The sequence below is a fragment of the Spirosoma rhododendri genome, from assembly GCF_012849055.1.
Classification (GTDB): domain Bacteria; phylum Bacteroidota; class Bacteroidia; order Cytophagales; family Spirosomataceae; genus Spirosoma; species Spirosoma rhododendri.
In genome coordinates, this window is sequence record NZ_CP051677.1 from 5,266,036 (window position 1) to 5,278,937 (window position 12,902).

13 protein-coding genes are annotated in these 12,902 nt (G+C 56.4%); 4 read left to right on the forward strand and 9 right to left on the reverse strand.

The annotated features are described in order from the left end of the window. Positions 1-35: 35 nt before the first annotated feature. Positions 36-599, reverse strand: coding sequence for a K(+)-transporting ATPase subunit C (locus HH216_RS21960; RefSeq protein ID WP_169552807.1), 564 nt, complete (start codon positions 597-599; stop codon positions 36-38). 172 nt (positions 600-771) lie between these two features. Beyond that, the gene (gene kdpB, locus HH216_RS21965; RefSeq protein ID WP_169552808.1) at positions 772-2,823 is read right to left on the reverse strand and encodes a potassium-transporting ATPase subunit KdpB; all 2,052 of its coding nucleotides are present in this window, start codon (positions 2,821-2,823) and stop codon (positions 772-774) included. 33 nt (positions 2,824-2,856) lie between these two features. Here kdpB and HH216_RS21970 point away from each other — a divergent pair, with 33 nt between their 5' ends. Genes HH216_RS21970 through HH216_RS21980 form a run of 3 tightly spaced genes read left to right on the forward strand, consistent with a single transcriptional unit; the run spans position 2,857 to position 3,885 of the window. Beyond that, positions 2,857-3,171 (forward strand): hypothetical protein, encoded by a 315-nt coding sequence (locus tag HH216_RS21970; RefSeq protein ID WP_169552809.1) that lies wholly within the window; start codon positions 2,857-2,859, stop codon positions 3,169-3,171. 46 nt (positions 3,172-3,217) lie between these two features. Beyond that, positions 3,218-3,532: a hypothetical protein gene (locus HH216_RS21975; protein WP_169552810.1), complete on the forward strand. Its 315-nt coding sequence runs from the start codon at positions 3,218-3,220 to the stop codon at positions 3,530-3,532. Further along, positions 3,532-3,885 carry a toxin-antitoxin system TumE family protein gene (locus tag HH216_RS21980; protein WP_169552811.1) on the forward strand — a complete coding sequence of 118 codons (354 nt, stop codon included), beginning with the start codon at positions 3,532-3,534 and terminating at the stop codon, positions 3,883-3,885. Before HH216_RS21975 ends, HH216_RS21980 begins: the two co-directional genes overlap by 1 nt. Here the strand turns inward: HH216_RS21980 and kdpA are convergent. The 3 genes from kdpA to HH216_RS21995 all read right to left on the reverse strand — a co-directional run bounded on the left by kdpA (position 3,872) and on the right by HH216_RS21995 (position 7,432). After that, a complete protein-coding gene (kdpA, locus tag HH216_RS21985) occupies positions 3,872-5,602 on the reverse strand; it encodes a potassium-transporting ATPase subunit KdpA (RefSeq protein ID WP_169552812.1) in 1,731 nt (576 codons plus the stop codon). The genes HH216_RS21980 and kdpA overlap by 14 nt on opposite strands. A 102-nt stretch (positions 5,603-5,704) precedes the next feature. After that, complete coding sequence (locus tag HH216_RS26960; RefSeq protein ID WP_169553480.1) at positions 5,705-5,785, reverse strand: potassium-transporting ATPase subunit F; 81 nt, start codon at positions 5,783-5,785, stop codon at positions 5,705-5,707. 288 nt (positions 5,786-6,073) lie between these two features. Further along, on the reverse strand, positions 6,074-7,432 hold the full coding sequence (locus tag HH216_RS21995) for a sigma-54-dependent transcriptional regulator (protein ID WP_169552813.1): 1,359 nt from the start codon (positions 7,430-7,432) through the stop codon (positions 6,074-6,076). 83 nt (positions 7,433-7,515) lie between these two features. Here HH216_RS21995 and HH216_RS22000 point away from each other — a divergent pair, with 83 nt between their 5' ends. Further along, positions 7,516-8,499 (forward strand): arabinan endo-1,5-alpha-L-arabinosidase, encoded by a 984-nt coding sequence (locus HH216_RS22000; protein ID WP_169552814.1) that lies wholly within the window; start codon positions 7,516-7,518, stop codon positions 8,497-8,499. Between the two features lie 70 nt (positions 8,500-8,569). Here HH216_RS22000 and HH216_RS25600 read toward each other — a convergent pair whose 3' ends face one another. The 4 genes from HH216_RS25600 to argG all read right to left on the reverse strand — a co-directional run bounded on the left by HH216_RS25600 (position 8,570) and on the right by argG (position 12,785). After that, complete coding sequence (locus HH216_RS25600) at positions 8,570-9,187, reverse strand: DUF4190 domain-containing protein (RefSeq protein WP_217371877.1); 618 nt, start codon at positions 9,185-9,187, stop codon at positions 8,570-8,572. A gap of 181 nt (positions 9,188-9,368) precedes the next feature. Further along, a complete protein-coding gene (argC, locus tag HH216_RS22010; protein ID WP_169552815.1) occupies positions 9,369-10,352 on the reverse strand; it encodes an N-acetyl-gamma-glutamyl-phosphate reductase in 984 nt (327 codons plus the stop codon). After that, positions 10,349-11,602: a glycosyltransferase family 4 protein gene (locus HH216_RS22015; RefSeq protein ID WP_169552816.1), complete on the reverse strand. Its 1,254-nt coding sequence runs from the start codon at positions 11,600-11,602 to the stop codon at positions 10,349-10,351. Before HH216_RS22015 ends, argC begins: the two co-directional genes overlap by 4 nt. Further along, entirely contained in the window at positions 11,586-12,785 is a 1,200-nt protein-coding gene (gene argG, locus HH216_RS22020) for an argininosuccinate synthase (protein WP_169552817.1), read from the reverse strand. Before argG ends, HH216_RS22015 begins: the two co-directional genes overlap by 17 nt. Between the last annotated feature and the right edge of the window lie 117 nt (positions 12,786-12,902).

Here is a 12,902-nt window from a genome sequence, read left to right on the forward strand (position 1 = left end):
GTCCGGTGGTTCACCGGCATCACCGGTACGTTTCGTTATTTGAGCGCGTCCAGCGCGACGTTTAGTTTTAGCACATTCACCGTCGACGGGCCAAACACGCCAAACAATGGGCCGTGGGTGTGTTCATCGACCAGTTGGGTAAGCCGCTCTGCCGATATACCGCGTACTTTCGCAACCCGGGCAATCTGAATTTTAGCCGCTTCAGGCGACAAATCGGGGTCGAGGCCGGAGCCGGACGCCGTCACGAGTTCGGCGGGGATATCCGCTTTTTTCACCGTCGGGTTGTGCACCATAAACGTGTCGATACGGGCCTCAACGGCTTTCAGGTAGTCGGGGTTCGAGGGTGCTTTGTTCGAGCCAGCCGAGCCAGCCGCGTTGTACTCAACCGCCGACGGGCGCGAATTGAAATACTTATCGTCGGTAAATTTCTGCCCGACGAGCGCGTAACCAACCACTTTACCGTTGGCTTCGACCGTAACGCCTTTACCACCACCGGGTGCAAGTTTGGCAATACCCGCCACCACGAGCGGATAGATAACGGATGTCAGAATAAGCATGACCACCGTCAGGCGGATAGCGGGAATAAGATTCGTTTTCATGGGATTGACCTCACCCCCGGCCCCTCTCCTAAACAGGAGAGGGGGGCAGGCTCGGAAGTTTTATTTTGCTTACTTCTTTACAAAGTATTCGAACGTAAATTTTCTGATAGTTACCCCTCTCCTGTTTTAGGAGAGGGGATGGGGGTGAGGTCAACGGCCGCTGCCGTGAGGTCTACCCAAACACCCCGACCAGCAGATCGATCAGTTTAATACCGATGAAGGGGGCAATGACGCCACCAACGCCGTAGAGCAGCAGGTTCCGGCGCAGCAGGGCCGACGCACCGATGGGCTTGTATTCAACCCCACGCAGGGCCAGCGGAATCAGCATCGGGATGATGATCGCGTTGAAAATCACCGCCGACAGGATGGCCGACTCGGCACTGTGCAACCGCATGATGTTCAGTGCCTGCAAGGCCGGAATCGACGTGATGAACAGGGCCGGAACGATAGCAAAGTACTTGGCGACGTCGTTAGCGATACTGAACGTCGTCAGTGTACCGCGTGTGATCAGCAACTGCTTCCCAATTTCGACTACCTCGATCAGTTTCGTCGGGTCGTTGTCAAGATCGACCATGTTACCGGCTTCCTTGGCGGCCTGCGTACCGGAGTTCATCGCCACACCCACGTCGGCCTGGGCCAGAGCGGGGGCGTCGTTGGTACCGTCGCCCATCATCGCGACGAGCTTACCACCCGTCTGTTCGTGGCGGATGTACTGCATCTTATCTTCCGGCTTGGCTTCGGCAATGAAGTCGTCGACACCTGCTTTTTCGGCGATAAACTTGGCGGTCAGCGGGTTGTCGCCCGTTACCATCACCGTCTTGACGCCCATTTTCCGCAGACGGTCGAAGCGTTCAGCGATGCCGGGTTTGATGATATCCTGCAACTCGACGACACCTTTCACCTCCTCGTTTTCCGTCACGACCAGTGGCGTTCCACCGTTAGCTGCAATCTCCTTTGCTTTCGCGTCAGTCTCTGGCGGGAAGTGATTTCCCACCCGTTCCACAATAGTACGGATCGAGTCGGTTGCTCCTTTGCGAATGCGTTCGCCGGTAGCCAGATCAATACCCGACGAGCGGGTTTCAGCCGTGAACTTGATGAGTTTAGACCCCGTCGTGTTCAGGTGCCGCGTCACATCCGATCCGGCCAGTTCCACAATCGACTTACCTTCGGGCGTTTCGTCGGCCAGCGAACTCAGGGCGGCAATGCGCACCATATCGGCCTGCTTGATACCCGGTGCCGGGTAAAAATTCGTCGCTTTGCGATTACCAATCGTGATCGTACCCGTTTTGTCGAGCAGCAGCGTGTCGATGTCGCCCGCCGTTTCCACCGCCCGGCCCGACTTGGCAATGACGTTGGCCCGCAGTGCGCGGTCCATCCCCGCGATACCGATAGCCGACAGCAGCCCGCCGATGGTGGTCGGAATCAGGCAGACGAACAGCGAAATCAGGGCCGCGATGGTAATGGGTGTGTTAGCGTAATCGGCGAAGGGTTTTAGAGCGACGCAGACGATGATGAAAATCAGCGTAAAACCGGCCAGCAGAATCGTCAGGGCAATTTCATTCGGTGTCTTCTGCCGCGACGCACCTTCGACCAGTGCAATCATCTTGTCGAGAAACGATTCCCCCGGCTGCGTCGTCACCTGCACTTTAATATAGTCCGACAGCACTTTCGTACCGCCCGTCACCGACGATTTGTCGCCCCCCGCTTCGCGAATAACCGGTGCCGATTCGCCCGTAATGGCCGATTCGTCGATGGTAGCCAGCCCTTCGATGATTTCCCCGTCCGAGGGGATGATATCACCCGGTTCGCAGACAAAGACGTCGCCTTTTTTGAGTTGGGCCGACGAGATCGTCTGTATCTCGTTGGTGTACATATTCCCCACCGCCCGGATCACTTTGGCCGGAGTTTCCTGTCGGGTTTTGCGGAGCGATTCGGCCTGCGCCTTACCCCGCGCTTCGGCGATGGCTTCGGCGAAGTTGGCAAACAGCAGCGTCAGCAGCAGAATAAACGTGATCGTGATGTTGTAGCCCAGCGACCCCTGCGTCTGATCGCCCGACACACCGATGTAGACCGTTACCAGCACCATAATCAGCGTGCCGATTTCGACGGTGAACATAACCGGATTCTTGATGAGAATAGCCGGATTTAACTTGACGAATGACTCCCGGATGGCCGTTCGAACGAGTGCGCCCTGGAACAGTGACGGGGAAGATTGATTTGCCATTTTGGTTATCTTTACTAAAAAACAGAGTTTGTTATGACGGTCGAACAGGCTTCTATCGAGCAGGTCTTTCAGAAGGCGGGTTACTCATCGAGCACCGATTACACGATCAAAAAGATGCAGGAAGAATTGCTGCGTGAACTCAAAGTGTGCAGCGACCGCATCGACGCGTTTGAAGCGAAATACGGCATGCGCTATGAGGAGTTCGACAAGCGTTTCAACGAGGTGACACAGGTTGGTTTGTTTGAACGCGAAGACGACATCATGGATTGGCGGGCGGAGTTGATCGAGCTGCGAGGTATTGAAAAACGACTGACCATTATCGCCCAGCGGCTGGTACCCGAAAGTTGATTGGCTGGTTGTCATTTTGGTTATCTTTGAAAAAACAGAGTTTGTTATGACGGCTCCTCTTGCAACAGATCGGCTCGACAACCTTGCCCAATCGCTGGGCTATCGGAGTGTGTTTGATTTTACGCGTATTCAACTTCGTCATGCCGTCGAACAGAAGATGGCGTATTATCAGAGTCGCATCGATTACTACCAGCAGAAGTACGGTATGGACTTCATTGAGTTTCGTCGTCGCGTGGTCGACAAAACGGATTCGCATCTATCCAAATTCGGCATCATCGAGAAAGAAGATGACGACATGGAGTGGGAATTAAGCATTGAAATGGTTCAGGGCTACACTGACGAACTGCAAGTACTTAGCTGATGGAAGCAGCCATTGAACCGTATCCAGATCTGATTAGCAGTTGGATCATCACCGCTCAGGAAGAAAATAGTGTCGTTAGTTTTCGCAAAGCGCGCATTCTGTTCCGGAATGGCAGTTCGCTGTCTATTTTCGAGAAGCTGCATAAACCTGACAATCATTACCGCTACGGCTATCAATGGCAAACGGCTGACAATGTGTTGATTCACCGTTGGGATAACGCTCTTCACTACGAGCAAATCGAAACGTTTCCTTTTCACCAGCACGTCGGTTCGGAAGAAAACGTGCAGCCTTCCAAGCCGATGACATTGGCCGATGTACTGACCATTATCGCCCAGCGCATCACTTCAGGCTGAAATACTCGGCCAGCGGACCCAGCGTGAGAGCGGGGAAGAACGACAGCGCGGTGATGATCATGATAACTGCGAAGACCATCAGCCCGAATGTACCGTTGTCGGTTGGCAGCGTACCGCTCGATTCAGGCACGTACTTCTTCCGGGCCAGCAGACCCGCAATCGCGACGGGGCCGATGATTGGCAGGAAACGACCCAGCAGCAGCACGATACCCGTAGCATAGTTCCAGAAAAAGTTGTTGTCGCCCAGTCCTTCAAAGCCGGAGCCGTTGTTGGCGTTGGCCGACGTGAACTCGTAGAGCATCTCCGAAAAACCGTGGTAGCCGGGGTTATTCAGCCAAGCCGACGGCTTCACCGCCCAATCAGCGTTGGGGTAGTTGACGAACAGCCAGGCCGCCAGTGCCGTGCCACCCTTGACGAGCAGCGTACTGACCAGCGCGACAATCGACGCGATCTTGATCTCCCGCGCTTCGACTTTTCGACCGAAGAACTCCGGTGTCCGGCCTACCATCAGGCCCGAAATAAAGACCGCGATAATCAGGAAGTAATAGAAGTTCAGGATACCGACGCCACAGCCGCCGTAGAAGGCGCCGGTCATCATACCCAGCAGTTGCATCATTCCCGACACCGGCATTGATGAATCGTGCATGGAGTTGACCGAACCCGTCGAGATGATTGTCGTGACGATGCTCCAGTAGCCCGACGCCAGCGGTCCGAAACGAACCTCTTTGCCTTCCATCGCGCCCGTCGGCTGGGCAACACCCATGCGGGCAATGGCGGGGTTGCCGTGCAGTTCGCTGATGAGCGTCGGTACGAGCAGCATCAGCATCCCAACCGTCATTACGCCGTAGATCATCCAGGCGAATTTTTTCCGGTTTATCAGGAAACCCAGCGCGAAGATCATCGCAATCGGCAGAATCACCTGCGCGATCATCTCGGCCATGTTGGTCAGGTAGTTGGGGTTTTCGAGCGGATGCGCCGAGTTGGCCCCGAAGTAACCCCCACCGTTGGTCCCGATGTGTTTGATACCGATCAGCGCAGCCGCCGGCCCCCGCGACACGCCAACCGTATCGCCCTGCATAGTCACGACGCTGTCTTTACCGTCGAAGCTGGCGGGTGTCCCGTTGAATACCAGCACGATAGATAGCAGCAGCGAGAACGGCAGCAGAATCCGTGTGATCGATTTGACGAAGTAGACGTAAAAATTACCGACCGTATCGACGCTTTTGGGCAGAAACGACCGGACAATCAGAATCAGCGCGGCAATACCGGTTGCGGCCGACATAAACATCAGGAAGTTGAACACCCCGATCTGCGTCAGATACGTGGCCCCCGATTCGCCGGAGTAGTGCTGCAAATCGCAGTTGACCAGGAAGCTGATCGCGGTGTTGAATGCCAGGTCAGGCGTCATCGACGGGTTCCCGTCGGGGTTGAGCGGCAGGCTTCCCTGCGTCAGCAGGAGCGAAAACGCGTACACCAGCCACACAGCGTTGATCGTCAGCAGGGCGACAAGGCTGGCTTTCCAGCTCATCTCCTGCGTTTCGTCGATGCCGCCGAGCCGGTAAATCAGCCGTTCGAGCGGCCGCATAAAATCAAATACCGGTCCGCCGGTGCGGTTGGGCTTTCCGGCGAACACGTTCGCGATGTACTTGCCCAGCGGGATGGCCAGCAGCACGGTCAGGCCGTACATGGCGAATATCCCAATCCATTCGGAAGTCATATCGTTTTTAAAGAGCGAAAGAGTGAATGAGTGAAAGAGCGAACGAAGAGCCAGCGCATGAGCTTTCGCTCTTTCGCTCTTTCATTCTTTCGCTCTTTGACACTAGAATTTTTCCGGTTTGATGAGCACGTAGAGCATGTAGGCAAACACCAGCAGGGCTACGACGAAGAGGAGAGTAATCATATTTTTTCGAACCAGTCGATGGTTTTGTAAAAGGCCACGAAACAAAGCAGGGCCGACACAATAAGAAGCAGCAGGGTTGCCATAAACAGTGGTACATCAAGTTGTCGGACTACCCATGCCAAGAAATAGACCAGAGCGAGACAGGCTCAATAGATTGTAGGCAACGTTCAGACTAACAGTTAGTTATATCTCTTGATTGTTCAGCCAGCACCAAAAACGGCAAGCCGACCTTTCCATTTTGGTAGGGTCGGCTTGCCGTTTTGATAGGGTGTCAATTTGGATAGGACGTCAGGACGTCGGCGTATCGGCGTCCATTTCGGCCAGTTTGCGGTACAGGCTCGTCAGGCCGATACCGAGCAGACGGGCGGCTTCGGTTTTGTTGCCGTTGGTATGGCGCAGTGCCCGGCGAATCAGTTGCCGTTCACGCGTGGCAAGGTCGAACGTGTCAGCATCGTTCGACGGCTCTGCGGCTGCTCCCGTCTGCATGTCGTAGGGCAGCAGATCAGGCGTCAGCTCCGATGAGTCCGACAGGATAACGGCCCGTTCGATGATGTTTTTTAGCTCGCGGATGTTGCCTTTCCAGTAGTGCTGTTTCAGCCGCTGCACAAACCCATCGCTCAGCCGAACGTCGCGCCGACCAATCTTGGCGGCTTCCTGCCGGGCAAACTGCTCGGCCAGTACGGGAACGTCGCCGAGCCGCTCACGCAGGGGGGGCAGGTCAATGCTGAATACCGATAGTCGATAGTATAAATCGAGCCGGAAATGGCCCACCTCGGCTTCCTGCGCCAGATGCCGGTTCGTGGCCGCCACAACGCGCACGTCGGTATGGGTAGGTCTGGTATCGCCAACGCGCAGAAACTCGTGCGTTTCCAGCACGCGCAGCAGCTTGGCCTGTAAATCGAGCGGCATCTCCCCGATTTCATCCAGAAAAATCGTTCCCTTGTCTGCTTCCGCAAACAGCCCTTTCTGGTCACGACTGGCACCGGTAAAGGCACCGGCGCGGTGGCCAAACAGTTCGCTTTCCAGAATATCTTTACCCAGCGCTCCGCAGTTTATCGCGACAAACGGGCCTTTCCGGCGGGGGCTACCACCGTGAATCGCTCGCGCAAACACTTCTTTTCCCGTACCGGTTTCGCCCATCAGCAGCACCGTCGTATCGGTCACGGCAACGCGACGGGCGAGGTCGACGGCCTGCTGAATGACCCGCGACTGCCCCACGATGGGGTCGAAACTGTACTGCTTGTTGACCTGCGCTTCCAGCCGCTGAATCCTGAACTGCAACTGCGCTTTCTCGACAGCCCGGCTCACGAGCGGGATTATTTTCTCGTTGTCGTCGCCTTTGACGATGTAATCGAACGCGCCGTTTTTGATGGCCGTCACCCCATCGGCGATGGTTCCGTAAGCGGTCAAAACGATAATTTCGGTGGCCGGGTACCGCTTTTTGATTTCTTCCGCGAGGGCAATTCCGTTTTTGTCGGGCAGCTTGACATCGCTGATGACCAGCTCAACCGTTTCGCGTTCGAGGGTTTTCAGGCCACTGCGGGCGTCCTCCGCTTCCAGCACCCTGTACTCTTCCAGGCTCAGGATACGGGCCAATAAACTGCGCAGGCGGGGTTCGTCGTCGATGAGGAGGATGGTAGCAGGCAAAACGGTGTCGGTTTACGGTACTCGGTTTTGGTTAGACAGCTTGGCAAAACCGCTTTTCGACTCGAAAACTACTGCTTTTGCCGATGCGTTCCTTTCTCCCTGTGCTCTGCCTGCTCGTTGCCTGTCTGGCTACCGGCCGCGCGCAGACACCCCCGCTGATTTCCGTTCACGATCCGGTCATGATTCGGCAGGACAGTACGTACTATGTTTTCGCGACAGGCCGGGGCCTTCGCCTGTGGTCGTCGCCGGATCGGCAGCATTGGAAAGCGGAGAAGCCCGTATTTGATACGCCCCCCGCCTGGACTCTACAGGCCAACCCCGCCACGCGGCCCAACGACCTCTGGGCACCCGATATTTCGTACCACAACGGCCTGTATTACCTCTACTATTCGTCGTCGGTGTTCGGTAAAAATTCGTCGGCGATTGGGCTGGCGACCAATACAACGCTGCACCCGGCAGACCCGAACTACCACTGGGCCGACCGGGGGCTGGTGATTCAGTCGGTGCCGGGCCAAGACAACTGGAACGCCATCGACCCCAACCTGTTTGTTGACGACGAAAAGCAGGGCTGGCTGACATTCGGTTCGTTCTGGAGTGGCATTCAGCTCGTACGACTCAACGATAGCCTGACCGCCCCAGCCGCGAACGCCAACCTGCACACGATCGCCAGCCGCCCCCGCACCGACTCGACCGGCGTTCGTAACGCGGGGAACGGTGCCATCGAAGCCCCATTTCTGTTCAAACACAACGGCTATCATTACCTGTTTGTATCGGTCGATTACTGCTGCCGGGGCGTCAACAGCACGTACAAAATATGGGTGGGGCGGTCCAAAAAAATCACCGGCCCTTACCTCGACCAATCCGGCAAACAGATGAAGCAGGGCGGTGGTACGCCGGTGTTGCAGGGCGATGCCAACTGGCAGGGGGTTGGCCATAATGCCGTGTACACGGTCAACAACGCCGATTACCTGATCTACCACGGCTACGATGCAGCCGACAAGGGCAAGTCTAAACTACTGATCCGCGAATTACGCTGGGACAAGACCGGTTGGCCGGTGGTGCCGTAAATTCTAAAATGCAATGCCCCGAAATCAATTTCGGGGCATTGCATCTACTTAATGAATAGCAGTTTATTACTTATCGGCTGGCCAGGAAAATCACGGTGACAACGGTAGCCACAATGCCCAGTATCATCCCCGCAACGGCCATACCCCGCCCGGACACCTCCGGGTTTTTCCGAATTTTCGATAGCGCAACGCCCCCGAAAATAATGGCCAGGATACCCAGTACGATACCCAACAGGAAAAAGGCCAGAATACCACACACCAGCGACGCGATCGCCAGCCCGCTAACGGTGCTGCCCGACTGACGCATCCGCTGCCGCCACTGTCGCTTCAACTCTTTTCGCGATGCTTTATCGATGGAGGTAACCGCCCGCCTGACCTCCGGTTGCGGAAGGGCTGCTTTTGTCAGGTTGTGACGGCCCTCGATGTTCAGCCGTTGGTAAGGCCTTACGTCAGTCGTTGTCGTAGCCAGCACAGTGACGGGTTCCTCCACGACCGCTACGGGAGTTGCCGGAGCGACAGTTTCAGCCGCTTTTGCTGCTACCGGCTCGGCCGATGGCGTCGCTGCAAGGCGGGCTGCGGCTACGTGCCGTTCGGGCATGAATAACGCTGGTGAAGGCCGTTGGCAGGCAGCCAGCCCAAGCAGTGAAACAATGACAACCAGATTGAGTAGTCGTGTAAATGAGTGCATAAAAGGAACGTAGTTGATTGTGGTTGGTCGTGGTAAAATGACGCCAAAAAGTAAGGAAGAAAAACTCACTTCATCAACCCAAAAACCCTTTTTTGTTACACGCTACATGTACGTGAGACAGCTACTTGTTCACGAACACTTGGTCATTAAAAAGGCCAGCCCATCAGGCTGGCCTTTTCATTTAAAACGCGACGGCTTTCAACCGCAATCCCGTATCCTCGGGTAAGCCCGTTACCAGATTGAAGTTCTGCACGGCCTGCCCGGCGGCTCCTTTCGTCAGGTTATCGATCACGCTCGTGATGAGCAGTTGCCCGTCGTGAAGCTCCAGATGCAGCAGGCATTTGTTGGTGTTCACAACCTGCTTGATGTCGATAGGGGCATCGCTGACGTGCGTGAACGGATGTTCGGCGTAAAAGCTTTTGTACAACTCTTTTGCCTCTTCAATCGTACCGGCAAACGGCGTATGCACATTCGCCATGATTCCGCGCGTGAAGTCGCCCCGGTAGGGTACGAAGTTGATGGCGGCTTTAAAATCGGGATCAAACTGATTCAGGCTCTGCCGAATCTCCGCGAGGTGCTGATGGGTAAACGCCTTGTAGATCGATACGTTGTTGTTGCGCCAGGTAAAGCCCGTTGTCGGCACGAGGGCCTGCCCGGCACCGGTGCTGCCCGTGATGGCGCTGACCTGCACGGCATCGGTGAGCTTACCGGCTTTGGCCAGCGGCAGCAGGGCCAACTGAATACTCGTGGCGAAACAGCCCGGATTCGCTACCCGCGTCGCTTCCCGGATACGGTCGCGTTGCAGTTCGGGCAGGCCATACACGAAGTCGTCGTGCTCATCGCGGAAGTCGGTGCTCAGGTCGACGATCGTAATGTCGTCCGACACGTCGTACTCGGTCATAAACGTCTGCGATGCCCCGTGGCCCATGCACAGGAAAACGGCGTCGAGACTATCGTCGGCCAGAAGCCCGTTCAGGTCCTCGCCGGTAAAAGTCAGGTCGGTATCGCCCAGCAAATCGGTGTGCGTCGTCCAGATGGGTTTCCCCGCCTGACTGTTGCTATGGACGAATGTGATCGTTACAAACGGGTGGTTGAGCAGAATACGCAGGAGTTCGCCCCCCGTATAGCCAGCCCCGCCCACGATACCAATGTTGAATGTCGTCATGCTATGGTTTTGTACAGCGCTATGTGTTCTTGACTAAACTTCTCCCAGGAAAACAGCCGTGCCCGCGCCAGCGACCGGGCCGACAAATCGGCCCTGACAGTCGCGGAATTGACCACCGTCAGCAACGCCTGCGACAGCGCAGCCGCATCGGTAGGCGGCACCAGCAACGCGGCATCGCCCACCACTTCGGGCAGCGACGATACGTTGGACGTAATTACCGGCAGGCCGCACTGCATGGCTTCCAGCGGTGGCAACCCAAACCCTTCGTAGAGCGACGGATAAACAAACGCCAGCGCACCGGTGTAGAGCGGGGCCAGGTCGTCGTCGGCAACGAATCCCGTGAATACCAGCCGGTTGCGAATGCGATCGTGCCGGGCGATTTCCGCCAGCAGGGCGTCGAGCTTCCACCCTTTCGCCCCCACCAGCACCAGATTCAGTTCATCGGGCAGTTCGCCCGCTTCGACCAGGTTTACGAAACAACGTAGCAGGTGATCGATATTTTTGCGCGGTTCCAGCGTTGCCAGGCTCAGCAAATAAGGTCCATCGCCCAGCCCCAGCTTCTGCCGGACGGCCTGCTGCCGCGATTCGTCGGTTGCGGGATAAAACAGGTCGGGCGACGCAGCCAGCCGAATCGGCGTAACCCGGGCGGGGTCGAAGCCGGTGTACTCGCAAAAATCGACCTTCGTCGCTTCCGAAACGGTCGTTACGAAGGCATCGGGCGGCAGCGTTTCGAGCACCTGACGAACGGCCCGCTCACCATCGGGAAACCACTCCGGGTGCCGCACCGGAATCAGGTCGTGTACCGTCAGCAGCTTTTTGATGCGTTTACTGGCCCCGATTTCGGGTGGTATGGCGTAGAAAGGCGAGTGGTAAATGGCCTGTTCGGCAAACTGACGCTCATCGAACCGGGCCGTTTCCATGTCCAGTTGTCGACGCATCCGGTAGAACCCTTCCCGAATCAGTTTCGACGGCATACTGTTCCACACGAAGGGACTGAGCAGTCCGTTTTCAACCCGCGCCAGTCGTTGTTCGACCGGCCGGTTTACAAACGGGGGAGCCTGTGCGCCAAAGGTGGTGTCCGCATAGCGCATGGTGCCGCTCAGGTGCGTCGGAGCCGCCAGCGTCAGCCGCACCGAGGGATCCCGGTGCAGGCCCGCTACCAGTTTTTCCACCACCCGGCTGACGCCCGTTTGCGCCTGCCGGTGGTAGAATCCGATGCCCAGTGGGCTGGCATCAACCGTTATGTTCACTAATTTTTTCGTAGATCATGACCTGATTCGACGCCACTTTCGAGAAGCCGCGCACGTCGTCGCCGGTCCAGGCATTGTTCATCTCACCGTACGACCCAAACTTGGCCGACATCAGATCGTGGTCCGATTCGATGCCGAGTACCTGAAAGCGGTACGGAGCCAGCATTACCCGAACCTTGCCCGTTACGTGGGCCTGCGTGTCATTCAGGAACACCTCGATGTTGCGCATGACGGGGTCCATAAACTGCCCTTCGTGCAGCATCGTGCCGTACCAGTTGGCCAGCTGCTCTTTCCAGTACAGTTGCCACTTGCCCAGCACGTGCTTTTCGAGCAGGTGGTGCGCCTTGATCAGAATCAGTGGAGCCGGTGCCTCGAAACCGACGCGTCCTTTGATACCGATGATGGTATCGCCCACGTGGATATCGCGGCCAATGCCGAATGGCCCAGCCATTTCTGTCAGCTTGCGGATGGCATCGACGGGATTGCTGTATTTTTCACCGTTGATCCCTTTGATTTCGCCGTGTTCGAATGTTAGCTCGACGGTTTCGGGTTCGGTCTTCGTCACCTGCGTTGGCCAGGCCGACTCGGGCAGAAACTGATCGGAGGTCAGCGTTTCTTTACCACCTACCGATGTTCCCCACAACCCTTTGTTGATCGAATAGGCCGCTTTGTGCCACTCCTGATCGACTCCTTTTGCCTTGAGGTACTCAATCTCCGCTTCGCGCGACAGTTTCAAATCGCGGATGGGCGTGATCACCTCGGCATCGGGTGCGATAATCCGAAACGCCATATCGAAGCGCACCTGATCGTTACCGGCACCGGTGCTGCCGTGGGCAATGGCCGACGCGCCGATTTCGCGGGCATATTCAGCCGCAGCGATAGCCTGAAAAATCCGTTCGGCACTGACGCTCAGCGGATAGGTGTTGTTTTTCAGGACGTTGCCAAACACCAGAAACTTCAGACACTGTTGGTAGTAATCGTCGGTTTTGGAGATCGTCGTGTGCGACTTCACGCCCAGCGAGTAGGCCCGTTCTTCGATGGCTTTCAGCTCATCGTCCGAAAAACCGCCCGTATCGACCAGCACGGAATATACTTCCATACCTCGGTCTTCGGTCAGGTATTTAACGCAGAAGGAGGTATCGAGACCCCCGCTAAAGGCAAGAACTACTTTTTTCTGAGACATTATGCGAAAGACGCCGGGCGACTGCCTGCCCACCGTCGGGATAGTGTTGGCGGGCAAATATCGGGCTTATCGGCGGAAAATACGCCAACATCGGCGGTCTGCGCGCAGAAAACCAGC